The sequence below is a fragment of the Brevibacillus sp. AG162 genome (assembly GCF_006715575.1).
Taxonomy (GTDB): domain Bacteria; phylum Bacillota; class Bacilli; order Brevibacillales; family Brevibacillaceae; genus Brevibacillus; species Brevibacillus brevis.
On sequence record NZ_VFNO01000002.1, the window covers coordinates 320,245 to 344,700 of the forward strand.

The window sequence follows — 24,456 nt, forward strand, 5'->3', positions numbered from 1 at the left end:
GAACACGAAAAAACATGGCTGCAGGCTCGCCATGTTTTTTGTTAGTTACGTTGCTATTTAAAAACGCTCATAACCTTTCTCAACCCATCCTCCAGCTTCACCTGAGGATTCCACCCCAGTGCTTGCAGCGGCCGAATATCTGCTTGTGAATGCATGATTTCCAGGTCATGATAGGCAATCGATCCGAACTTCAGGGCCGTGCTTGACTGGGTCATCTGATGAACCAGTTCTACAAACTCTCGGATCGAGGTAGCTTTGCTTGTCCCTACCTGGTATTCCGCATATCCTGCGGGTAGACGAGCAGCATTCTCCAACAGTACACGGAAGGCGGAAACAACATCATCTACATAAATAAAATCCCTTGCTTGCTTTCCTTCAGTAAGCCTTAGTTCAGGCTGATTTTCGAGACAGCTTTTGATGACAGAAGAGACAAATTTATTCGTATTGTCATAGGGACCATACATATGCTCAAGCCGGACGTTGATGAATTGCAGCGCAAACGTTTCTGCTATGCTTTTTCCCCATTCTCTAAATTGACGCTTCGTCAAATTGTAAGGTTGTAGATGTCTGGATAATCGGATGGGCGCACTGGAAAACGTATCCGTATTCAGGAAAACAGGGGTGCCAAAGCGTATGGCCACATCCAGCAGTTTTAACGGAAAGGTCACATTGGCATCTACCAGCATGGCATTGCTCTCGTTGTTGCGTCCATAGCAGGTTGCCGTATGGATGATTACATCCATTCTCCCCTGCTCGAAAAAAGGAGCTTCCCATTCCCCGCGGTCCGTATCATACGTAATCAAATCAGGTAAAACGTCTTGGATACGCGAGCAATCGGAGGTGCTCCTTTTCAAAATGATGACGGTATGTCCGTCCCATCGCAGCGCTTTTACGAGCTGGCTTCCGAGAAAACCTGTCGCGCCGGTCACAAGTATCTTCATTTGGGATCGCTCCCCTTCACTTGCTTGGCTCTCTTCTTATATCCAGTTCAAGTCGATGTTGTGAATTTGTTTTTCTTGCATGACCCCCCGAAAGTGATCGGCCTTCGCTTTCAAGCCTTCGATGAGCCATTCATGATTTTCTACGACGATTTTTTCTATTTGCAGGTGTAAATTTTGTTCTACGATCTTTTCCAGCAGTTCAAATTCTGCCCCCTCGATATCTATTTTAATTAATTTGATGGGACGATTGAGCATTTGGATGAACTGTGTCAAATCAATGACCTCTACCTCTACATACTTATTGGGATTCGTAACAGGATGATTATTCAAAAGGGAAGAGGCATAAGCAGACCCTGCCGGATCCGTATGGTAAAGATCATGCAAATGCAAGCGCAGCTTGTCGTTTTTATGCCAAACCGCTTTGTTTATACATATGACATTGGGATAAGGTCCTACCCTTTTTTTCAATTCCTCAAATACAAATGGATTCGGTTCAAACGCAAAGACGAGGGCACCTTTTTCCGCCATTTTTTGAGAAATGACCCCGTAATTTGCCCCACAATCGATCGTGATGTCACCGTATCCAATCGGAGAAAAAACTTCTTCACTGTTCTCGTTTAATCCGCCCACTCCTGCTTCCTCCTTATGTTCGGCTGGTTGCCCATGCTGCTTTTCCCGATTTCCACAGTTCTTCCAAGTAGTTTTTATCTCTAAGCGTATCCATTGGATGCCAAAAACCGGTATGCTTGAAGGCCATCAGTTGATTCGCCTTGGCCAAGCTCTCCAGCGGCTCTTTTTCCAATACCGTCTCGTCACCCGCAATATAGTCAAAGACTCCTGGCTCCATGACAAAAAAACCAGCATTGATCCACCCGCCGTCCCCCTTTGGCTTCTCTTGGAATCCTGTTACGGTGTTCCCATTGGCAAGATCCAATGCTCCGAATCGGCCTGGCGGTTGAGTAGTGGTGATCGTTGCGAGCTTTTTATGCGCGCGATGAAATTTTACCAGCTGTTCAATATCAATGTCGGATAAGCCATCTCCATACGTCAGCATGAATGTTTCTTCTCCCACATATTTCTGTATCCGTCTCACCCTTCCACCTGTCCCTGTGTCTTTCCCCGTGTCAATCAATGTGACTCGCCATGGAGCAGCATTGTGGTTGTGAAAAGTGACCTGATTGTCATTGCGAAAATCAAACGTCACATCAGAATGGTGAAGGAAGTAGTGCGCGAAGTACTCCTTGATCATATAGCCTTTGTACCCGAGACAAATAATGAAATCGTGGAAGCCGTACTTGGAATAACTGGACATGATATGACAAATGATGGGCCAATCACCGATCTCAATGAGCGGCTTCGGACGAAGATGCGTCTCTTCTCCAATGCGTGTGCCATACCCTCCTGCTAGGATGACGACTTTCATTGGCTGCCCTCCTTCCTCTGTTGTTCATTGGGGCCCATCTGTATACGCTCTGATTTGGGCCAGACAGATTTTTCTCACGTCTTGCTTTTGCTGATAAGCCTTATGCCAAGAAATGATACGGTCCAAGGTCTGTTCGATTGACCACTTGGGCTTCCAGCCTACTAGGCTTTTGGCTTTGGAACAGTCCAGCTTTAAATATTGGGCTTCGTGCCATTGTGAATCTGTTCGCTCGGCTTCAAAGCTGGCCCCATCTCCCCATCGCTCACACAATTGCCGGACGATCCACTCTACCGATTTTGCATCTTCATCATTCGGACCAAAATTCCAGCTCTGCGCGTAATCCTTGCCATTTCTCCACATTTTTTCAGCGAGCATCAAATAACCCTTCAATGGCTCAAGGACGTGCTGCCACGGTCGAATTGCTTTTGGACTTCGGATGATGATTTTCTCACCCTTCATCAAGGCACTCAGGCAATCTGGTATTAACCGATCAAGAGCCCAATCACCTCCGCCGATCACATTGCCTGCTCGCGCTGAAGCAATGGCTACGCCATGCTGGTGATACTGGTCGGGGTGAAAGAAAGCATTGCGATAGGAGGCAGTCACTTGCTCCGAACATGCTTTGCTGTTGGAGTACGGGTCATAGCCGCCCAATACATCCTGCTCACGGTATCCCCACACCCACTCCCGATTTTCGTAAACCTTATCCGTCGTAACATTGATAATCGCTCTGATTTTCATACCGTTTTGCACAGCCACTCTCGCCGCTTCGAGTACATTCACCGTACCCATGACATTGATTTCGTAGGTTTCCGCCGGATATTGATACGATAAACGCACCAGCGGCTGAGCGGCCATGTGAATGATAATATCCGGGTTTGCTTGGTTGATCGCTTTTTGAACACTTTCCTTCGATCTGACATCATCAATAATCGAATCAACCAATGAGCTGATCTGGGCACACTCAAAAATACTCGGATTTGTCGGCGGCGACAGCGCATACCCCGTTACCTTCGCCCCTAAGTGATGCAGCCATAAGCATAGCCATGCCCCTTTGAACCCCGTATGCCCTGTGATCAACACTTTTTTGTCTCGCCAGAACACTGGATCAACCATCGTGATCACCGTGCTTCCCAATCCGCTCCAGAATCGCTGACCACGTCATTCCGAGTCGAACGATATCTTCTTCCACCAGCTGACTTCCCATCTGTACCTCGATGAATTCCAGCTCATTCGTAGCTTTGATTGCATGTTTGGCTCCTACCGGGATTTGCAAGACGTCACCTGGTCCGACCTGGCACAGCTGATCATCCAAGATGAACTCGCCACAGCCCTCTACAATGATCCATACTTCGCTACGGTGGTGATGGTACTGATAGCTCAAATTTTTCCCGGCGTATATATGGATTCTTTTCGTTAATACTTCCACGTCGTCTTCATTCTTCTGAAAATGCATAACCTGATACCATCCCCAGCGCCGCTCTTCATACATTGGGCGCTTTGTCCAATCCAAAGCCAAATTTTTGACCATATGACTTTGCTCCTTGGACGAAACGAGGATCCCATCAGGACTGGCCGCCACGATCATGTCCGATAGACCGATGGACACGATAGGTATGTCCAATTCGTTGATAACATGCGTATTCGCGCAGCTCTCATCAAGCAAGACCTTACCGATTGCACTGCCGCTCATTTCTTCCGTGAGCGTATTCCACGTCCCTAAGTCCTTCCAGTATCCGTCATACGGGAGAACGACTACTTTCTCTGCCTTTTCTACAATCTCATAGTCAAAGCTGATGGCAGGCATTTGGCTATATTGCTCAAGCATGCGGTTGTATTCAGTAGGCAATCCTTTTTGCTCCAATTCACGAATCAGATAACCCAATCGAAAAGCAAAAATTCCACAATTCCACAGGGCCTTCTTTTCTACTAAATCCTGCGCTTGCTCAAGTGACGGCTTTTCTTTGAAGCTTTTTACTTTTTGATAGGCATGAGGCCTTTTCCCCTGATCCGATTCCGATTCGAGCTGTGGGACAATGTAGCCGTATTTCGTAGAAGGATACGTCGGTTTCACTCCGATTAATGCGAGATTCGCGTCTGAGCTGAGAATGACGTTCTCCAGCTCCTTGATCCTGTCCATGAAGCGATCCTCAACGAATGGATCAACAGGCATGATGGCTATGACCTCATCGGGGTCCATTGTCAAAGCAGAATACAAATAGGTAACCGCTAAAGCAATGGCAGGGAAGGTATCCCTTTTTTCCGGCTCCACGATCAAGGGAACGCCCTCACCGAGTTGGCTTTGAAGCAAATCAACATGCGAGCGGCCTGTTGAAATATAAACAGGCTCCGACCAATTGCGCGAGGTCAGCTGCCTCCACACTCGTTGAACCATTGCCTCTGGTTGGGCATGTTCATTGCCTATCAACTTCAAGAACTGTTTGGATCTGACATCATTGGAGAGCGGCCACAGCCTTTTCCCTGAACCACCCGATAGCAATATCAGTTTCACCCAGGCCACCTCTATCCGTTTATCGTGTTGTATGCACCATCTTATGCGTTTGTCGCAGTGGATGCTCTATGATCCAATGAAAATGGTCAAATAACACGAGGAATGATAGAAGCCTATGAAAACTGAATCCAACGATTGGAAATATAATCGAAAATGTATGAACCTGCTTGGGGAAGATAAGGAGCCGTGAAAAATCTCATAAAGTGCTTCATGTATCCTTGAAAATGCAGAGAAAACATCGGCATATATCGGCCCGTTGCATTATCCTTGCAGCACAAGATACCGTTTATCGAGTAAATTTTCTTATAGCCGTACAAATTCTCCACCGATGTAGCCTGCTGAATATTCCCATCCATTATGCCATCATGAAACAAGCCATTCGTGATTCGGTAATCCTTGAATTGCTCAAGAAATAGCAAGGCCAGCACCATATCCGTAATTAAAGGCTGATTGAACCTTACATGCTCCTTTCTCTGCATCGTGTATTGGACGACTTTCGCGAATGCAATTGGAGTGGCAAAATGAGACCTCATGAACTCGCAATAATGTTCGAGCTTTTGCCTGTCTACGAAATTGGTCCATACGAATTCCATCGTGAAGTTGTCAAAGCGTGGATGGTTCACGTCGGTATACAGCATGACATCCGTATCGATATAGCAGCATTTCGGAAATTGATGCTTTTTCATAAACGCCAACAAAATAAACCATCTTTGAAAACAAAACAGGTTGTACTCAAAGGGCATAAAATGAATATGTTTATAGACTCTCGTCATTTCGATAGCGGCATGCATGTACTCGTCTATCATCTCGTGAATGATGCCGTTCGTAGCATACCTCCTGTTTCCTCCATTCCCTATCAGATAGACGGGCGTATTTGGGTTGCTTATTTTCGCTTGCTGCAAGCTGTATGTGAGATAATCATCGTCCCCGCGATGGATGATCACAATAGGCAAGGGCATACTCTTTCCGCCTCCTTTTACTCCCCATACTTTATGTAAGAGAAAGACAACGAGAAACGGGCATATGCCTTTTTTCCGAAAACCTGCTTGTTGCCAAGCAACTTTACACCTGGTTGGGACAAAATTAATGCATTTATATCATTCCCCCCAGCACTGTCCGAACATATCGTATAGGGCAAGCACTATGCAATGAAGGGGGATATGTCGATGGGAAGATTTTGGACAGATCAGGAAATCCTCGATGAGATCAATAAACGGCGATGGTACCATAAAATCGCACTGCGACCCGGTATCGTCACTCCCGGGATTTCGCTTCTGGAAAATGTATGGAATATGACCCGACAATCCAGAGAATATATCCAATATTCGGGGAAACGCGTCCTTGATCTTGCTAGCTTTGACGGTATGTGGGCGTTTGAAGCGGAGCAAAGAGGGGCAAGTCTTGTCGTGGCTACGGACTGTATGCAGCCACTCTATTTGAATTTTGAGTTTTGCAAGAACATCCTGCAAAGCAAAGTTTTGCCGCTGTACAATACCAGCCCTTATAAACTATGGGAAGGACTGCAAGTGTTGCTGATGGACGATTTTACAGAACCACTGCCGTTCCCTCATCAAATTCGGCACAATCAATTTGATGTCGTCCAGCATCTTGGTCTGCTCTATCATCTGCGCGATCCGATGTGGACATTGTCGCAATGCCGGAGTGTGATTAAGCCAGGTGGGCACCTCTTGTTGGAAACTGCCTGTATCCTGGATACGAACCAATCAATCATGGTCTACAACGGAGCTCCTGGACAAATGAACCGGATTTATAAGGACGATACCACTTGGTGGCTGCCTTCCGTACTTTGCATTCAGGAGATGCTGAAGAGTACGCTGTTTGAAGTCATTCCTGAATCGATTCGGACCATCCCCTCCGGCAGTATTAACAATTACAATGCAGGACGTATCAGCCTCGTGGCAAGAGCCATTTCTGGCAGCGAGATCGACAATAACTGTCACGCGGAATTGCTACGTATATTCCGCAATCCAGGGATCGTTCCAGACTACCTGTAATATCCGGGTAAAATGAAATCGGGTGCACAAGATCAACGATGCTTGTGTACCCGATTTTCCATTCTTTCATAGTCTGATGGTAGTGCATGCATTTTATATGATGGAAAGATGGGAGTGAATCTCGTGTCCCACTCACAGCAACCTTTAGTGAGTATCATTACCCCCTCTTACAACCAAGGCCGGTTTATTCGTGACACCATAAATAGCATATTGACCCAGGACTATGCAAACCTTGAGCATATCGTGGTAGATGGAGGCTCGACTGACGATACGCTCTCCATCTTGCAAGAATATGCACAAAAAGATCCGCGCTTCCGTTATATTTCCGAACCGGATCGCGGACAGTCTCATGCGATTAACAAAGGCCTTGCAATGGCAAGAGGGGAAATCATTGGCTGGCTCAATTCAGACGACATGTATGTACCTGGCGCCATCCAAGCAACTGTTCATGCTTTTGCGTCCAATCCGAGCTGGGGAATGCTACACGGCAATTGCCATGTTACGAATGAGTATGGGCAAGTATCCTCCAGCTACCCATCAGAACCAGCTGACGCCAAGAAATTGTATCAAAGCTGCTGTATATGCCAGCCCTCCGCTTTCATCAGAGCCAACGTCTTCAGGCATATGGGGGGCGTCGATGAAACCCTGCAATTTTGCATGGACTACGACCTCTGGATGCGAATCGCCAAATTTTATCCGATTGGCTACATCGCCCAGTATTTGGGAAGCGCACGAATCCACGGTGCCTGCAAATCAGCTACACAATGGCATTCTATCGGTGTACCTGAAGTATTAAGATCGCTGGCGAAAAATTATGCTTCCATACCAAGCCACTGGATTTCGTACGTTCCACAATACAAAGGCATGGGTGTACTAAACCTTTTAAAACTGTATAAAACATTCCCTTCCAATACGTCCCGCATCTCAAGCATGAATCGGAGTATTGACTTATGGGCGCCTCCCGTCTTGCGCGTTATCGTTGAATCAGTGCCTTCTGCACCTGCCCAAATGCTTTTGGTAAAAGGAAGAGTTCCCGGCTCTACTGCCAGGTTGGCGAAGCCGATTGTGCTCACTGCCCTCGTAAATGGGGCAGGCGTAAAAAGCTATACCGTCGAAAAACCCACCTTCGCCCTTGAAATCCCGCTCGACCCCAGAGCGACGATGCATCGAGTGGACATATCTTCGTCCAGTGTCACCGCTCCGACCACACCTCAAGTCCATCACAGAATGGTGGGAGGTTACATGGCAGAAGAGATCATTCCGCTATCCCATGATGAAGTGCTCGTGTACAAAGCATTTGCAAGGAGCTAATCAGTCAACTCGAGTATAACTTCGTCTCAATGACAGCCGCCGCTCCGGATATGGCAAGCAGGAGCAACAAAGGATAGGCGGCTGGCACATACATATACAACCCTACGATCAAAGCGCCCACCCAAATTCCCACGCACCAGTGGCAGCTCAACAATCTCCCCATCCATTGGCGCACCCTCCCGCCTTTAAAATGAAAGTCCCGAACCATTTGCCCCGACTCATCGGGTACATATACTACCTGGTAAAATGGGTTTCGCAGAAAAGACGTAATCTCATCAAAAACAATCAAATGCGTGAGACGAAAGCTTGCCAGCACGAGGATGATCAGGTCGATCCAAGAGAGGTCAAACATTCCACCTCCACCTCTTTCCAATATTTTGTGCTTTTCTCATTTGTTCCACATTTAGTACCATTGTGGTGCGACAAACCAGAGAAAGGCGTGATGAGATGAATCGCAACATGAAGAAGATTGCAACTATCCTTTCCCTGTCCGTCCTCGTTACCATGATCGGACAACCTGCATTTGCGAAAACAACCTTTACCCCTTTGAAAAAAGGGATGAAAAACACGCGCGTGCTTGAAGTGGAAAAGATGCTCGATGCACTCCATTACGACTACAAGCTGGTAGTGGACAAGATCTACAACAGCAACACTTCTTATAACGTCAAAGCGTTCCAGAAAAAATACAAGCTCAAGCAAACAGGAATTGTGAACAAAGCTACTTACGATAAACTGAAGAGGGTGTACAAAGCCCACACGCAGAAGCCGACTACACCACCAGTTACACCATCCAAGCCTTCTGAGTCAAATGAGTCCAATGATTACACTACGCTGAAATTAGGTGCTAGCGGTGAACGTGTAAAGGAATTGCAGACGATGCTCGCTGGCCTCGGATACAAAGTAACTGCCTCGGGTCATTACGATGAATCTACTCGCTTTGCCGTTATGCTATTCCAGTCGCGCAATAAACAAACCTTGACGGGTGAAGCTGACGCCAAAACGTATACTGCCATAAAAACGCAATACAAGAATAATCCAGTGCAGCCTAAACCAGACACGAAGCCAACTGTCCCAACAAATCCAACGACTCCCGTAACACCAAGCAAGCCTGAGCAACCGCAAAACCCTGGTGCTGGCACGCAAGTTCCTCTTCCTGCTGAATTGACGGCTGAGGAAAAAGAAATGGTTCAACTCGTGAATCAAGAGCGCACCAGCCGCGGACTCGCACCTTATCAAGTGGACATGCAGTTGGTGAAGGTTGCACGTGTAAAAGCCCAAGAGATGGTAAGCAAAGGTTACTTTAGCCACACGTCTCCCACTTACGGCTCACCGTTTCAAATGATGGATTCTTTTGGTATTCGCTATTTAGCTGCTGCTGAAAATATTGCTCAAAACTACTCTGTAAGCAGCGCCCATCAAATGTTCATGAATTCCTCTGGGCACAAAGCCAATATCATGAGTCCAACATATGACTACGTAGCTATTGCTGTCGTAAATGGCGGTCCGCACGGAAAAACGTTCGTGCAAATGTTCTTGAAAAAATAGAGGCGCGGAACGGAAAAGCCATCATTTCTCCTTGAAATGGTGGCTTTTTTCCTTTTCAAAAAGACACAGCGATCCGGTTATTGGCTGAAAAGTGTACCGTCTGATCGTTGCAAAGCACGACACCCTCGACGACTATTCCCTTCCCTGCTTCTTGTTTCATAAAAGAAATCTGGAAGTTTTGGAACGCCTCCGTCGATTGCGGCGGAATGGATACAGGCTGGATCGGCGCCATCCAGTATTCCCCTCTCTCCATCGCTTGGGCGAACCAGTCGTCTTCCAAGTATCTCCATCCTTTTAATCCCGATGTACCTTGCACGGCCATCGTCTCCACGAGCTTCGGCGGCAATACCTGCCCTCCCATTTTGATCGAATCGACAGGCGAGACGCGCAAGCAAACGATTGGATTGTTCAGTTCAACGTTCCCCGTATTTTTCACCTGGAGTGTACCAATTAACAGATACGGCTTCTCAACCGATTCGGAGTGAATCAGCGTGTAATCAAAATACACTTCTGCCGCTGCACGCAATTCAACGTGTTCAGGCACTTCTTCGACCGGATGTATGGTCACTACCTGTTCCAGCAGTTCTTCTTCTGCCAGGATCAACAGCTCTTCCTGTTCACTATCTGATACACTGTTTGTTTCACTGTTTGAGTTACTGGCCTCATTAGTCGGCTGGTCACTTTCCTGAATTGTGCTTTGTTCCTCTGCCAATGGCTTTTCGTCTGCACCCTGCTGACTTTCCTTGTCAGAGGTAAAGAGCATAGTGGAATAAAACAGCTTTAAAATATTGGGTGGTAAAAACGCCATTGGTTGAATGTGTAATCCATTTTGGAAATACTCCAAAACCCCTGACGCCAAGTGTAGCGCAATTTTTTCCGCATAGATCTTACGCTTGCTCACTTCGGTATAATGCGGCATCTGCAACTGGATGTGAACGATCGATGGTTGCTTTTGGTTTTTGATTACTTTATAGTGACACGGGATTCCTGTCTGCTGCATTTCTGTACGCAAACACTTGACCAGATCTTGCCGCTTTTCATCCTCCGACTGAAAGAAAATCAGTCTCGGTTTTTCCAGCACTCTCATTTCCTTCAAGCTGAAACGTATGGCGACATCCGTATTTTTAGCCAGAGAGGAATTGTTTTGGCTTAAGACAACCTCCATTCCGCTATCAGAGAGAAATTTTTGAACATTCCCCAATACCTCCCATTCGTAGGCGGTTGCTCCTGAAGAGATGCCAGTAAAAAGAGCGCAAACTTTCCCTTTCAACCCCAAATCCAGATCCACTCTTTTATTCGTCAAATCCCACTTCAATTGAAAGCCATTTTGCTTGCAAAACAAACGAAACGCTGGAAGAGCCGCGTACGGCATGGTCCCGCCACGTTGACCACTGTAATATACCTCAACATCCATTCCCATCTCTCCTTACGACACTTTCCTTCAGTCCGCGATATTGTATGAATGCCCAGTGTCCAAAGTGAACATTTTTGGCGATCACTGTTCCGCAGAAGCGCTTTGCGCATACGATGGCTACAGAAAGGAGTGGTTATATGCCTACCTCACAAATGCCCCTGATCTCCATTATCATTCCTGTAAAAAATGAGGGGGACAATGTGCGTTCTACCATCACTTCCCTTTTGAATACAAGAACGACGTATCCGTATGAAGTGATCGTAGTCGATGATGCCTCAACTGATAATGGTTGTCACTTTTTACAAGGCCAGGGGCAAAATGCAAAAATAAAATTAATCACAACAGAAGGCATTGGTGCTGCAGCAGCACGAAACTTGGGCGTGGATCATGCACGCGGCAACTACTTCATTTTTTGCGATGCCCATCTGTCTTTTGAAAACTTTTGGATCGATCGCATGATGGAGCTCATTCTTACCAAAAAAGCAGATGGCGTTGCTCCGGGAATCGCTTCCATGACGGAGCCCCATAAAATTGGATATGGGCAAAATCTGAATCAAAAGCTCGAGATCACCTGGTATCCAAAGCCAACAGGCCCGGCGCCGGTTGCGATATTGCCTGGGGGATGCTTCCTCGTCACCAGAGAAGCTTTTATGAAGGTTGGGGGTTTTGATCGCGGTTTTCGCATATGGGGATTTGAAGATATCGAGTTTTCCATCAAAATGTGGCTGTTTGGCTATACGTGTATGGTCCAGCCATCCGTAAAAATCTTACATTTGTTTAGGCAAGTCCACCCTTATACAGTTGCGCATGAGCACATTTATTACAATATGCTTCGAATGGCGTACAGCCATTTTAACGAACAGCGGATTGAGGGAGCGAAAAAACTTGTACTCTACGCAAATGCGAGCGAAATCACGGATGATGTGCTGACTTGCGGGGCTGCCGCTCAGCGTGTTCGATACGCTGCCCAAAGAAAATTCGACGATAATTGGTTCTTTCAAAAATTTAAAATTCCCTTCTGACAAGATAGTGACCTAAAAAATAGGCGCATGCTCAACATGCCAAACTCCCGTTGCCCACATAGTATGTAACTGCAAAGCAAACTCCCTAGGAAAGGAAGGATTCTTACGGTGAAACATCACGTGAAGCCCATTATGGGTCGCCAGCTCCCTACACCGACGCCTACAGCAACTCCTCCTATATCGAACAACCTGCAGGAAGAGTGCATTCGCGTCAACAAGGTGTACGACTGGGTAGTATTAGCGAACAGCTACCGAAACAAGATTGCCCTTCCCGACGATTGTCAAGCTCTGGTAGACGCTGCAATTCGTGCAGGGCAAGATATCACGCTCTCCTGCGTTGAGCCAGTTTCTCCTGGTCCTACTTGCAGAGTCGTCAGTATTCGCCGCGAGAACATTACAGTCGGTGGGACCACCGTTCGGGTCGGGGTCGTTCGCTTCGTGTTCGGAGCCACTGTACTCGTTCGCGTCTTCGCAGATGGAACGCCTCTCTGCGAATTCACAACAACAGTGCAATTCGATCAGGAAGTCGTTCTCTGCCTGCCTGAACCGCTTGATGAGGACAATATCCTGTGCCGTATCAGCGCTTTCGAATGCTCTCCGACCGGTACCGTTCTCCTCGGCGGCATGGTTCAACTCGACGTCATTGTCTGCGTAGAGATCCAGGTAGAAGCAGAAGTCAAGCTGGAAGTATTAGCGAAATTCTGCGCACCTCGTCCAAACAACATTCCAATTCCATCTCCAACGCCATCTTTCCGTTGCCCGCCGATCACATTCCCACCACAATGCCCACCAATTTTCCCCGTACGCAACTGCGATTGCCAGGCGTCCGTCAACGCATTGGTACCGAACATTTCCGTATCGCTCGGTATCCCGCTCGTACTCGCCGCCGGTACGATTCAGCTCATCGCAGATATCTGCCCAAGTTGCGATCCGTCCAGCAGCTCGTTTACCTTTAACTTCTTTGATAATATCTTGCCTGATGTACTCCCAGGCGATCAAAGCTTCAGCTTCTCGCCTACGACGATCAGCTCTCCGACCTGCATTACCGTCTTGCCAATTCTCCCAATCGTGACAGGTCTTGTCGTAACAGGTACCGGCGTACAGACATTTACGGCAACAGGGGCTCAGGAGACTGTAACCTACTCCCTCACCTTGGCGGAAACAGGTCTCGGCCTGCCTGATGTCATCCTCCTGACACTCACCAACTCTGCTGGTGTCCTTGTCTTCAGTGCAACTGTCACTGTCGTACCAGACGAACAATTGCTGGTTGCCGATTGCATCACTTTCGGAGATATCGTCATCACTTCTCCGTAAGCAAAACAAAAAAGATGATTACCAATCAAGCGGGAGAAGACCAGCACTTCTCCCGTTTTTCTATGGATAAACAGTCACTACAATACAGGCACCAATTCCCACCCCGTACATATGTCTATATGGGAACGGCAGACGGAAAAAGGAGGACAACACTGTGTACAAAAGGAAAATCTCCAATGCGAATAAGCCGAAAGAAAATGAGAAGCTCCTCCTGCTAAAAAAACAAGCACACTATTACGAAGACAAAGCAAACCAACTCATGCAAGAAGTGTGGCACCTACAGAAGCAGATAGAGGATACATCCGAAAAAAACGAAGCATACAGAGAGCAGCTTGAACAATTGAACCAAACTCTTGAAGATTTGGACAGAAAAGGGACAGAATGGAAACAGCGTTTGAACGATTCACAAGACATGCTTCAAGAAATGAAAGGCAAGCTCGACTACTACGAGCATCTCCTGAAACAGCGCGAAAATGCCATAAACGATCACCAGGAAACAGAGGCAAGGCTAAAGAATTCGATCGACAGCTTGCAAAACGAGATCAGAGAGCAACGAAAAGGTCCACGGCTTGAAGAAATCATGTCCAAACATCAAGCTCAGGAAGCACACTTACGAGAGCACATTGAATTGCTCCAACGGCGAGTACAGATCTACGAACAAAAAGAGGCACAATGGCAGACAACGTTACACGAACAAGAACAGCAGCAGCTGAGTAAAATCGAGGAGATCCTGCATGAACGCCAGCAGCATTTAGACATGATCGCACATCTAGAGCAGCAACAGCTTACGTGGAAACAAGCTTTGGATAATGTAAATAAAGAGTTTAAGAGTGCGCAGATAAGTCAGCAGGAGCAACTATCCAAAATTGAATATTTGAATCAGCTGTTGGATGACGCACGGGCCCGGGAAGAGCAGACACTCTCTGACCTACAGCAGCTTACAGAAGCAAGCGCAAAATGGGAGCAACGGGAGCAAGAACTACAGGTGCGGGAACAAAACCTCCACGCATTTGAGCATAGTCTCCAGGGCCAGGAGCAGGAACTTCACGATCTTGAGCAAGAGTTGCAGAGGCAAGGGCTGGAACTGCAATCTGTTGCGCGTAATCTGCAGACGAAAGAGCAGGATCTACTCTCTCTCGAACAAGAGCTCCAGTCGAAGGGGTTAGAGTTGCAGGCTCAGACGCAACACCTTCAAACACGGGAGCTGGAACTTCAAGGTATTGAGCAAGAACTTCAGGGGCAAGGACAGGAACTGCATTCTCAAGCGCGTAACCTGCAGACCAAAGAACAGGATCTACTCTCTCTCGAACAAGAAATCCAGTTGAAGGGGCTAGAGCTGCAGACTCAGACGCAACACCTACAAAAACGGGAGCAGGATCTTCTCGGTCTTGAACAAGAGCTTCAGACGCAATGGTTAGAACTGCATTCTCAAGCGGATAACCAGCAGACGAAAGAACAAGAGCTGCTCACTCTCAAGCAAGAGCTGCAGACCAAAGAACAAGAACTGCTTGTTACCGATGAAAATCTCCAAACGAAGAAGCTGGAACTGCATTCTCAGACACAAGCTCTTCAAGCACGGGAGCAGGATCTTCTCGGTCTTGAGCAAGAGCTACAGGCTAAGGAACTGGAGCTACATTCTCAGACACAAGTCCTTCAAGCACAGGAGCAGGAACTTCTCGGTCTCGAACAAGAGCTTCAAAAGCAAGGACATGACCTTCAATCCCTAGCTCATAACCTGCAAACGAAAGAACAACAACTCACTTCCAAAGAGTTAGAGCTGCAATCTGTGACGCAAGAACTTCAAGCACGAGAGCAGGAACTTCTCGGTCTCGAGCAAAAGCTTCAGACGCAAGAGCAAGAACTTCAATACCTAACTCAAAACCTGCAAACAAAAGAACAACAGCTCCAGTCCAAAGAGCTAGAGCTGCATTCTCAGACTCAAGACCTCCACTCACGGGAGCAGGAACTTCTCGATCTCGAGCAAAAGCTTCAGACGCAAGAGCAAGAACTTCAATCCCTAACTCAAAACCTGCAAACAAAAGAACAACAGCTCCAGGCCAAAGAGCTAGACCTGCATTCTCTTTCGCAAGAACTCCAGGCACGGGAGCAGGACCTTCACGTTCTCGAGCAAGAAATTCAGACGCAAGGGCAAGAACTTCAATCCCTAACTCAAAATCTGCAAACGAAAGAACAACAGCTCCAGTCCAAAGAGCTAGACCTACATTCTCTGACGCAAGACTTCCAAGCACGGGAACAGGACCTTCTCAATTTTGAGCAAGACCTCCAAATACAAGGAAAAGAACTGCAAACGCAAGCAGATAACTTGCAAACAAAAGAACAAGAGCTAACAATTCTTGAACAAGGACTAAAATCTCAAGGGCAAGACCTTCTCACACAGACACAGTACCTTCAAGCACGGGAGCAGGACCTTCTCACACAGACGCAATACCTCCAAGCGCGAGAGCAGGACCTTTACATTCTCGAGCAAGAGCTGCAAGCGCGCGGGCAAGAACTTGTCTCTCAAAATCATAATCTCCAAACAAAAGAACAAGAGCTGCTCGCTTTCGAGCAAGGGCTTCAGGTGCGAGATCAAGAACTTCTCGAGCAGACGCGAGACCTTCAAGCAAGGGAAGAAGAACTAAACGGTTTTGAACAAGAGCTGCAGGTGCAAGAAAAAGAGCTGCAAGCGCAAGAAAAAGAGCTGCAAGCTCATGCACAAACATTGCAGGTTCAAGAACAAGAGCTCAAGACCCATGAACAGGAGCTTCGGGATTGGGAGCAAGCCAACCTCTCTCAGGAGCAAGCACTTCTGGCTCAGAGCCAGGAGCTGCAGGTTCAAGAACAAGGACTTCAATCCCGCGAGCAAGCGCTGCAGCTTCGTGGGCAGGAGCTTCTCTCTCATGAGCAGGAAATCCACTCCCATGAGCAAGAGTTACTCACAATGAAGCAAGAGCTGAACGCGCGAGATCAAGAGCTACACAATCAAGAGCAGGAGCTGCAGGCTCTAGAGCATATCCTACACACTCGTGAACAGGAGTTGCTTTCTCGCGAGCAAGAACTAAACACCCTGGAACAGACGCTACTCTCTCAGGAGCAAGAAATTCAAGTCCAATGGCAAGACTTGCAAGCCCGGGAGCAGGAGCTACAAGTCCAGAATCAAGAGATATACACCCGAGAGCAAGAACTCGAAGCGAAAAAACTAGATTTTCGCACAAAAGAGCAGGAGCTCGAGGCCACCCGCCATGAGATGTTCCAAAAAGCAATGGATCTCGAACAAAGTTGGACAGCAAAGCACGAAGAGATTTCTCAACAATTAACAGAAGCTCTGCTTGAGCTGGAAGCAGCTCGGGTAACGAAAAATCAACTCATCGCTGACTATAAAAAGCTGGCCGAATCACATTCCCAGCATGAGCAAGAATTGCAGCAAAGCCTACAAAAACGCGACGAAGAAATACAACAAACACAAAACACCCTTAAGAGTCTTCAGTCGGAGTTAAAAGAAACACAACAGCAATTAGCGAAGGAACAGGATCGTAATAAAGCTTTTCAGCAACAAGTTAAAGAAACCGACGAGAAGCTCGCAAGCATCTCTCTTCAAAAAAATAAATGGAACGAAGTACTGGAGAAAACAACCCAAAAATATGACACCCTGTTAACCGAAAAAGAAAAAGCCATTGAGGAGTTTACATCTCAGGAGCAATTGATGAAGAAGACGATAGCCGGACTCAAAAACATGCTGAAAGAACTCCAGAACAACGAAGAAAAATACAAACAAATCATCAAAGAATTCACGCAAAAAGAAGCTCGATCCAATAAAGCCTTCGGCCATTTCCAGCAAAGCACTTCATTCCAACAAACCACTCCATTCATGCCAAGCTCCGATCCCTCTACACAGCAATCGTCTCCCACACCAGTAAAAATGCCGATGCCCTATCCCCCAAATGCCAATGCCTTCAACCCGTTTCGCTGAAAAAGTGAAAATGTGCAAGAGCCGTTACCATGTGCAGCCATACTGAATACAACATAGTACAGTCCAGAAAGGGAGGAAAAACCATGACACCTGAACAAATGCGTGCACTGTACCAACAGCGTCAACAACACCCAGTCCAACCTGCCCAGCGTCGAATGCCGCCATCACCTTTGCCAAAATCCGGTCCGGTTCACAGAGTCCAACCGTCTGTCCAGACTAAAACGAGTGGAGGTTGCTGCGGCAGGCGTTGGCAGGGCTAATCTTATCGAGACCCCCTTTTCCATGACCCGTGCAGTCTGGGATGAGATCATCCGAGATTCCCTGGAGAAGAAGCCAAATGAAACGTGCGGATTGCTTTCCGGTAGAAATGGGAGTGCACAGACGGTTTGGCGTATGGAGAATACATTAAAAAGCCCAGTCGCCTTTGCCATGGACCCCAAGCAGATTCAACAGGTTTTCCACAAAATGGCGTTGCGTGGGGAGCAATTGGTCGGGATCTATCATTCCCATCCTACTGCACCTCCCATTCCGTCACCCGAAGATATTGCTTTCTGTCATTACCCGGAGGCCGCGTATCTCATCGTATCGCTCGCTTCTTCCCAACCCGTTCTCGGCTGTTTTCGAATCGAGGGGTCTTTTGCTCGTGAGTATCCTTATATAGTCCGTAACTAATGGTCAAATTCACTCAAAACAAAAGAACAGTGGGAATTTACTCCCGCTGTTCTTTCAGTTTTTGAAGATCGCCATTTTCCAATGGACTGGTTAGCAGCCATTCCTTTTTCTCCCAGCTGACAAAATCATCTTCCCACTTTATCTGGAAGCGGTCCTCCTCAATATGAATGACGACTCCCTTTGCGCCATCCTTTACGTATACGACCAGATCGCCTACTTGTATCACCGTTCATCGCCGCCCATTACCCGAGTCTGAAAATGATTCCGTGTCCACCCTTCGGATACACCCATTTGATATTTTCGTACGGGCAACCAATGCGGCAGCTCCCACACTCGTGGCACCCTTCGTAACCGACGTGCATCCGCACTTCTTCCCATTTGTATACTTCCGCAGGACAGAAGATGGTACAGAGCTTATCAGGGCATTGCGTCGCACAAACATCTGCGGAGAGCACATGCAGATGTGACTCCGTATCCGCTTTGAAGCGCACGAGATACTGTTTCTCTTCGATTGACTGGCCCTTCGGTAGATCCTGCATCACTTCATCACCCTCCACGCATTCATCAAATCACGCGCCATTTTCCATTTATCCTTCGCAGAGCCGAGGTCGCTCCAAATTTTCTTTTGCTTGCTCCATTTCGAGCTGCCATCAACCGTGAACATCTGACTCGCCGCTTTGTTCATCATCGGAATATACTGTTCGAAATACTGCGGGAATTTTTCAAAGTGATGCGTTGCGTCCTTGTACTTTTTCAAATCTTGACCGACAAAGCTGTTCAATAGATTGATTCGGTATCCGTCGAGCATTTTTTCGGAATAGTCTTCTGCCTCTTTTGCCGCCAGGATCGTTTCCGCCGCCATGACACCCGATGCCATTGCCATATTCGATCCCTCACGATGGATCGCATTGACGAGCTGGGCAGCATCTCCTACGACAAGTACACCATTGCCGACAATTTTGGGAATGGAACGATATCCACCCTCGGGAATCAGGTGCGCCAAGTATTCCTGCTGCTCACAGCCTTGGATATACGGCCGAATCATCGGATGATTCTTTACATAGTCCAACAACTCATACGGCTTGATCTTGTTTTTGATCAAACCCGACAGCATCGTCCCTACCCCAATGTTCAAGCTGTCCTTATTCGTATACAGCCAAGCCGTCCCCAATATCCCTTTGGTCGAATCCCCGAAAATTTCAATCGTACAACCGTGATCGCCCTCCAAGTTAAAGCGATCCTCGATTATTTTGCGATCCAGCTTCAGTACTTCCATGACAGCGAGCGCTACTTCATCTGGGCGAAACTCTTTGTGGAACCCTAACGATTTTGCCAGCAAGGAGTTCACTCCGTCTGCCAGAACGACCACATCTGCGTATAGATCCCCATCCGGTCGATCTGTTTTGACACCGACTACTTTGCCATTTTCAACAATGCACTCCAAAGCGACGGTCTCATTGAGTAGAAGTGCTCCCTGCTGCACGGCTTTATCTGCAAACCATTGGTCAAATTTCGCCCGCAGCACCGTGAAATTGTTATAGGGTTCCTGGGCCCACTCCATGCCCTTATAGCTGAAATTGATGGCTGATTCCTTATCGAGCATCATGAACCGCTGCTCGACAATCGGCCGTTCAACAGGCGCCTCCTTGTAAAATTCGGGGATGATGTCTTCCATCGTTTTGCGATACAAAACACCTCCCATGACGTTTTTGGAACCCGGATATTCCCCGCGCTCCATCAACAGAACATTTACACCCGCTTTGGCAAGCGTATAAGCACAAGCTGTTCCAGCCGGACCTGCTCCGACAATAATTACATCAAAATTCTCAGCCATACGTTACCTCCTTGTCCGGCTCCTTTTGGAATGCTTCAATGAGCAATGGCACAATTTCAAAAGCATCACCGACAATACCGTAGTGACAAGACTGAAAGATGAGTGCATTCGGATCTTTATTGATGGCAATAATCAATCCCGAGTTGCGCATGCCGACCAAATGCTGAATAGCTCCCGATATACCGATGGCAAAGTAAATTTTGGGCGTCACAGTCACTCCCGTCTGCCCTACCTGATGTTCATGGCCGATCCAGCCTGCTTCCACCGCATCTCTGCTGGCCCCGACGGTTGCCCCGATTCGTTCTGCGAAACGATGAATAAGTGCAAAGCCTTCCTTGCTTCCGAGTCCCTTGCCACCAGCGACGATCACATCAGCTTCATCCAGCCGCACCTTTTCCTTCGTCTCCCGGACGATTTTTAGTACTTTTGTGCGAATGTCTTCTTCACGCAGCTCCAGGCTTTCTTCCATGATCTCTCCTGTACGTGACTCGTCTGGCTCAAGCGCTTTCATGACTTTTGGGCGAACGGTCGCCATTTGCGGTCGATGTTTTTTGCACAAAATGGTTGCCATGATGTTACCGCCAAACGCCGGACGGCTTGCCTCCAATAAACCTGTCTCCGCATTCACATCGAGCATGGTGGTATCAGCAGTCAGCCCTGTCTCCAAGTCCGTCGCGACAGCGCTCGCCAAATCTTTTCCCGTTGAAGTCGCCCCGTACAAGATGATTTCCGGCTTGTGCTTTTGGACACATTCGATGACTGCCCGCATATAGGACTCTGTTCGGTAATCATGAAATATCTTTTGATCGTATACATACACTTGGTCCGCTCCGTATGGAAACGCCGTGTGGGCCAACTCCCTGATTCCATCTCCGATTAACAAGCCAGCAAGCGGCACGTCTCGCTTGTCAGCCATTTGTCTTCCCGCCCCCAGCAGTTCGAGTGATACAGGCGCGATACGGCCGTCACTCACCTCTAAAAACACCCAGATGCCACGAAAATCATCCAGATTCATATCTGCTCCTCCTTTACCCGAAACAGTCGCTGTTTATCGTGCAAAATTTCCATCAAGCGTGCGATTTGCTCGCTGGCGCTTCCTTCGAGGATTTCGCCGCCTTTTGGCTTCTCTGGTGGCCAAACTTTCGCAACGATGGTAGGAGAGCCCTTCAGACCTAACTGCGTCCGATCGATATCCCCCAAGTCATCGACGGACCAGACAACAGGATGATATCTAGCAGCTCGAAGCATGTTGGGCAGCGGAGAATAGGGCACTTCGTTAATCTCCTTCTCCACGGAAAACAAACAAGGCAAGGTCGACTGAATGACTTCATAACCATCCTCCAGCTTTCGATGCACAATGGCGTAACCTTGCTCTTTGTTTATCTCCACTACTTTTTTCACACACGTAAGCGGCGGAATATCCAACCGTCTGGCGACACCCGGTCCGACTTGTCCCGTATCACCGTCGATGGTCATCTTCCCGCAAATGACGAGGTCGACTGGCTGGCTTTCTGCAATCTTTTCAATGGCTTTGGTAATCGCATAGCTGGTCGCCAATGTGTCTGCTCCGGCAAATGCACGATCCGTTACCAGATAGCCAGCGTCTGCTCCGATCTCGATACATTTCCGAATGGCCTTCACCGCTGGCGGAGGTCCCATGGTGACGACGGAGACCACACCCCCATATCGATTTTTCAACCGAACGGCCTCCTCCACCGCGTGTGCATCATACGGGTTGAGAATGGCTGGCGCACTGGCGCGATCCATCGTATTCGTCTTCGGATTCATCTTGATGATTTTGGTGTCCGGCACCTGCTTAATGCAAGCAACAATGTGCAGCATGATTGATCCCCCCTTGCTGCCGGGCGCGATTCCTATGCCTGTACAAAAGGTTGCCTTTCTTACACGCAATCAGATCAGGCAGCTTGTCGTTCATTGTTATAGCCTATTTCGATCAAGCCGAGCTTAGACCAGTAATCATAGAAACGAAAAAGACGCCAAACATCAGCTTGGCGCTGTGTGGCGTCTTTAGGCTTATGGATTAATCTTTATCAATGGAGAGTTCAATCGTAGCATCCGTGAACTTCTTGGAAACTCTTTTCAGTTTGATTTCCAAACCGATTTGCGGCAGGATTTTACCGACTTCCGGTACTTCCGGCATCGAGTAATCATCACTGTCTTTAAACTCAGTAACGCCATCCAACGGCTCGTATTGCATCGTTCCCAAAATGTAATCCAGATCCATTCCAGATGTATCGTTCGGGCTAAACGCAGCGTCGTTCACTTGGTAACGGGAATCTGCAATTGCCTTTTTGTTACCTTCATCATTGTTCCAATAACGTACTTCCTGATGGGCATCTACTACACCGAGCATACCGTAGCCTGGATGCAGGCTTGTATTGTTGTCACGGGATCTTTCGTAACGCCCATCAAAGTACCAGATGACCATACCTGGGTCATACGTGAAGAAGGAATCGTTGCGACGGAAATGCTTCAATCCAGCGTCAATTCCTTCATGAGAGCGCAGCTCAATCAGGTAGTACGCATCGAACATTTTTCCTTTTCCATCGAAGTGAGTGAAGCCATCCAATTTGAACTTCTTCTCACCCTCTGCATCATCTGTGAAGATGACTTGTCCATCTGCCTCTACTTCGAAGTTATCCAAATAGAAGCCATCCATCACGAATGCGACATCCGTCACATAGTTAAACTCGACTTGTACCTTTTTACCGACGAACTCGTTCAGGCTGATTTCTTCTTTGTCCCAGCCTTTTGTTACGTCATCGTATTTTTGAACTTCTTTTTTCTCGCCTGTATCTGCATCGATTACATTGACGTACACGTAGTCATAGCCTTCCTCAATGCTTCTCCACGAATCGAATTTCATCGTTGCGGAGCCGACCCCTGTTAAATCAATCACATCGGACGTCATTTTTGTATTCAGCTTGTTGCCTTCATCCGAGAAGTATGCATATCCGCCATCTTTTGGCTCAACCGGCGGTTTCTTTTCGACCTTAGGCATGTTCAGCTTGATGACCTTACCGTCCTTTTCAAGGCTGCTCGCATCAATGAGTCGAAGGGTTCTCTTGCGCTTCTCTACATTCTTGTAGTCCAGCACATGCGGATTAATCCAGTTTCCGCCGAACATTTGCTGCAGAACCATTTTGGACCAAGGATCAAGGCCAGTAGGTTCCGTTTGGAAAACCTTACCTGTGTGGCTACCAGACGACATGAGGGACCAAGCACCTACTGGCGAATCTTTTCCGCCTCTTGTCGTGTCATACAAGTCTGGCAAACCGAGATTGTGTCCGTATTCGTGAGTGAATACACCTGGTGCGCCATCCTCTGGTTGGATCATGTAATCAAACGCTTTGAGGCTTGTGCCTGGAATATCTACTGGTTTTTTCAAAGTCCAACGGTGAGACCAGATCGCATCTGGGTCTTCCCCTGTCTCTTCTCCGATCCCTGCATGAACAAGCATGAGGTTGTCCAGATTGCCATCCGGCTCCATTAGGTCTCCATCACCATCGATATCATACGGATCGCGCTGATCGTACAATTCCTCTTTCCCAGCAATGGATTCCCCAACTGCCTCAAGCGTCTCGATTACCAGATCGCGCGGATTGGAATCGTCACCGGTTTTCGAGTTTTCTCCATAATATTTGTAGCTATTCTCTGCCATTTGCCATGGCGTTACCACACCATCAACCGTCCACGTTTTTCCCGATTGCAGATAGAAGTATTTCGCCATCGTTGTCATGCTGATTCCTTCAGGAGTTTCGTACCCCTTCTGATCAAACAGCATCTCTTTATAATGCTTTTCGTTAAAGTCTTTCGTCCAAAGCGAGTCACTCACTTTTGGTAGCTCGTTATGCTCCCGGTCAGGGAACTCGACAAGAGCGACAACGATGTTATCGGTATGTAGTCGTTTGGAAGAGCGCAATTCATCGCCGTCCTCCATCTCAGCCACTTTCTGCACAGCCTCAGCCAATGCTGCCTGCTGTCCTCTGCTCGCTTCCTTACCGTAAGAGGACGATTCATCAATGCCGTGCGGTACTTTCTTGTCTTCCAAATACTCGAGCAACGCCTCGTCAATCTCTTCCTGATCGGCGTCTTCATCAATGATTCCTTGCTCCATTAACCCTTTAATCAGTCGCTCCAGGTTAACAGTGGACAAATCTACATGCAGATCATGCTTGTCCTCTTTTGGTTTGGCCAAACCTGCTGTAGGTGCAGCCACGAAAGTACTGAGCACGAGTGAGGAGGAAAATAAAACGGATAAGAGCTTTTTGCTTTTCTTCACTACGGTTCACCCTCTTTTTCTATCTATTTGTGATGCATCGGAAAAATCAAACCCCCAATTCCGATTATTCATAATTATTACGCCATACGTAATCTTTGCCAAATTTTTTCCTTCGACAAAAAAACCTTCCCGTTCAAAAGAAGTTGCTCAATAAGGCTATCGAACTAGTTACAGCAAGTG

22 protein-coding genes are annotated in these 24,456 nt (G+C 47.5%); 8 read left to right on the top strand and 14 right to left on the bottom strand.

The window, feature by feature from the left end:
• Nucleotides 1-53: 53 nt before the first annotated feature.
• From FB479_RS06350 to FB479_RS06375, 6 genes are all read right to left on the bottom strand, one after another.
• A complete protein-coding gene (locus tag FB479_RS06350; protein ID WP_142063421.1) occupies nucleotides 54-941 on the bottom strand; it encodes an NAD-dependent epimerase/dehydratase family protein in 888 nt (295 codons plus the stop codon).
• A 36-nt stretch (nucleotides 942-977) separates the two neighbouring features.
• Entirely contained in the window at nucleotides 978-1,571 is a 594-nt protein-coding gene (locus tag FB479_RS06355; protein WP_142063425.1) for an FkbM family methyltransferase, read from the bottom strand.
• A gap of 13 nt (nucleotides 1,572-1,584) precedes the next feature.
• The gene (rfbF, locus tag FB479_RS06360) at nucleotides 1,585-2,364 is read right to left on the bottom strand and encodes a glucose-1-phosphate cytidylyltransferase (RefSeq protein ID WP_106655791.1); all 780 of its coding nucleotides are present in this window, start codon (nucleotides 2,362-2,364) and stop codon (nucleotides 1,585-1,587) included.
• 24 nt (nucleotides 2,365-2,388) lie between these two features.
• On the bottom strand, nucleotides 2,389-3,480 hold the full coding sequence (gene rfbG, locus FB479_RS06365) for a CDP-glucose 4,6-dehydratase (protein WP_142064605.1): 1,092 nt from the start codon (nucleotides 3,478-3,480) through the stop codon (nucleotides 2,389-2,391).
• Complete coding sequence (locus tag FB479_RS06370) at nucleotides 3,473-4,876, bottom strand: sugar phosphate nucleotidyltransferase (protein ID WP_142063430.1); 1,404 nt, start codon at nucleotides 4,874-4,876, stop codon at nucleotides 3,473-3,475. Before FB479_RS06370 ends, rfbG begins: the two co-directional genes overlap by 8 nt.
• Nucleotides 4,877-4,989: 113 nt before the next feature.
• Complete coding sequence (locus FB479_RS06375) at nucleotides 4,990-5,835, bottom strand: hypothetical protein (protein ID WP_106655788.1); 846 nt, start codon at nucleotides 5,833-5,835, stop codon at nucleotides 4,990-4,992.
• 207 nt (nucleotides 5,836-6,042) lie between these two features.
• Between FB479_RS06375 and FB479_RS06380 the strand changes: the two genes are divergently transcribed.
• Both FB479_RS06380 and FB479_RS06385 read left to right on the top strand, forming a co-directional pair.
• Nucleotides 6,043-6,891 (top strand): DUF1698 domain-containing protein, encoded by an 849-nt coding sequence (locus FB479_RS06380; RefSeq protein ID WP_106655787.1) that lies wholly within the window; start codon nucleotides 6,043-6,045, stop codon nucleotides 6,889-6,891.
• A 123-nt stretch (nucleotides 6,892-7,014) separates the two neighbouring features.
• Nucleotides 7,015-8,202 (top strand): glycosyltransferase family 2 protein, encoded by a 1,188-nt coding sequence (locus FB479_RS06385; protein WP_142063432.1) that lies wholly within the window; start codon nucleotides 7,015-7,017, stop codon nucleotides 8,200-8,202.
• Nucleotides 8,203-8,206: 4 nt separating this feature from the next.
• Here the strand turns inward: FB479_RS06385 and FB479_RS06390 are convergent, their stop codons facing one another.
• Nucleotides 8,207-8,554 carry a DUF1360 domain-containing protein gene (locus tag FB479_RS06390; RefSeq protein ID WP_142063435.1) on the bottom strand — a complete coding sequence of 116 codons (348 nt, stop codon included), beginning with the start codon at nucleotides 8,552-8,554 and terminating at the stop codon, nucleotides 8,207-8,209.
• A 107-nt stretch (nucleotides 8,555-8,661) separates the two neighbouring features.
• Between FB479_RS06390 and FB479_RS06395 the strand changes: the two genes are divergently transcribed.
• Nucleotides 8,662-9,747 (top strand): peptidoglycan-binding protein, encoded by a 1,086-nt coding sequence (locus FB479_RS06395; protein ID WP_255438297.1) that lies wholly within the window; start codon nucleotides 8,662-8,664, stop codon nucleotides 9,745-9,747.
• Between the two features lie 55 nt (nucleotides 9,748-9,802).
• Here the strand turns inward: FB479_RS06395 and FB479_RS06400 are convergent, their stop codons facing one another.
• Entirely contained in the window at nucleotides 9,803-11,161 is a 1,359-nt protein-coding gene (locus FB479_RS06400) for a hypothetical protein (protein ID WP_142063441.1), read from the bottom strand.
• 137 nt (nucleotides 11,162-11,298) lie between these two features.
• Between FB479_RS06400 and FB479_RS06405 the strand changes: the two genes are divergently transcribed.
• The 5 genes from FB479_RS06405 (at nucleotide 11,299) to FB479_RS06420 (ending at nucleotide 18,139) form a co-directional block, all read left to right on the top strand.
• A complete protein-coding gene (locus FB479_RS06405) occupies nucleotides 11,299-12,183 on the top strand; it encodes a glycosyltransferase family 2 protein (protein WP_142063445.1) in 885 nt (294 codons plus the stop codon).
• Nucleotides 12,184-12,291: 108 nt separating this feature from the next.
• Nucleotides 12,292-13,497, top strand: coding sequence for a BMQ_0737 family morphogenetic spore coat protein (locus FB479_RS06410; protein ID WP_106655781.1), 1,206 nt, complete (start codon nucleotides 12,292-12,294; stop codon nucleotides 13,495-13,497).
• A 154-nt stretch (nucleotides 13,498-13,651) separates the two neighbouring features.
• Entirely contained in the window at nucleotides 13,652-17,467 is a 3,816-nt protein-coding gene (locus tag FB479_RS06415) for a coiled-coil domain-containing protein (RefSeq protein WP_142063448.1), read from the top strand.
• Nucleotides 17,468-17,550: 83 nt separating this feature from the next.
• Nucleotides 17,551-17,727 carry a hypothetical protein gene (locus FB479_RS30875; RefSeq protein ID WP_167385099.1) on the top strand — a complete coding sequence of 59 codons (177 nt, stop codon included), beginning with the start codon at nucleotides 17,551-17,553 and terminating at the stop codon, nucleotides 17,725-17,727.
• A 22-nt stretch (nucleotides 17,728-17,749) separates the two neighbouring features.
• Nucleotides 17,750-18,139, top strand: coding sequence for a M67 family metallopeptidase (locus FB479_RS06420; RefSeq protein WP_255438298.1), 390 nt, complete (start codon nucleotides 17,750-17,752; stop codon nucleotides 18,137-18,139).
• A gap of 37 nt (nucleotides 18,140-18,176) precedes the next feature.
• Here the strand turns inward: FB479_RS06420 and FB479_RS06425 are convergent, their stop codons facing one another.
• The 6 genes from FB479_RS06425 to FB479_RS06450 all read right to left on the bottom strand — a co-directional run bounded on the left by FB479_RS06425 (nucleotide 18,177) and on the right by FB479_RS06450 (nucleotide 24,276).
• The gene (locus tag FB479_RS06425) at nucleotides 18,177-18,365 is read right to left on the bottom strand and encodes a hypothetical protein (protein WP_106655778.1); all 189 of its coding nucleotides are present in this window, start codon (nucleotides 18,363-18,365) and stop codon (nucleotides 18,177-18,179) included.
• Nucleotides 18,366-18,381: 16 nt separating this feature from the next.
• Nucleotides 18,382-18,678 (bottom strand): ferredoxin family protein, encoded by a 297-nt coding sequence (locus tag FB479_RS06430; protein ID WP_007726971.1) that lies wholly within the window; start codon nucleotides 18,676-18,678, stop codon nucleotides 18,382-18,384.
• Nucleotides 18,678-19,973 (bottom strand): FAD-dependent oxidoreductase, encoded by a 1,296-nt coding sequence (locus tag FB479_RS06435; protein WP_142063454.1) that lies wholly within the window; start codon nucleotides 19,971-19,973, stop codon nucleotides 18,678-18,680. Before FB479_RS06435 ends, FB479_RS06430 begins: the two co-directional genes overlap by 1 nt.
• Complete coding sequence (locus tag FB479_RS06440) at nucleotides 19,966-20,988, bottom strand: electron transfer flavoprotein subunit alpha/FixB family protein (protein ID WP_106655776.1); 1,023 nt, start codon at nucleotides 20,986-20,988, stop codon at nucleotides 19,966-19,968. The genes FB479_RS06435 and FB479_RS06440 overlap by 8 nt, the downstream gene beginning before the upstream one ends.
• Complete coding sequence (locus FB479_RS06445; RefSeq protein WP_106655775.1) at nucleotides 20,985-21,815, bottom strand: electron transfer flavoprotein subunit beta/FixA family protein; 831 nt, start codon at nucleotides 21,813-21,815, stop codon at nucleotides 20,985-20,987. Before FB479_RS06445 ends, FB479_RS06440 begins: the two co-directional genes overlap by 4 nt.
• A gap of 199 nt (nucleotides 21,816-22,014) precedes the next feature.
• Nucleotides 22,015-24,276 carry an immune inhibitor A domain-containing protein gene (locus FB479_RS06450; RefSeq protein WP_142063457.1) on the bottom strand — a complete coding sequence of 754 codons (2,262 nt, stop codon included), beginning with the start codon at nucleotides 24,274-24,276 and terminating at the stop codon, nucleotides 22,015-22,017.
• Between the last annotated feature and the right edge of the window lie 180 nt (nucleotides 24,277-24,456).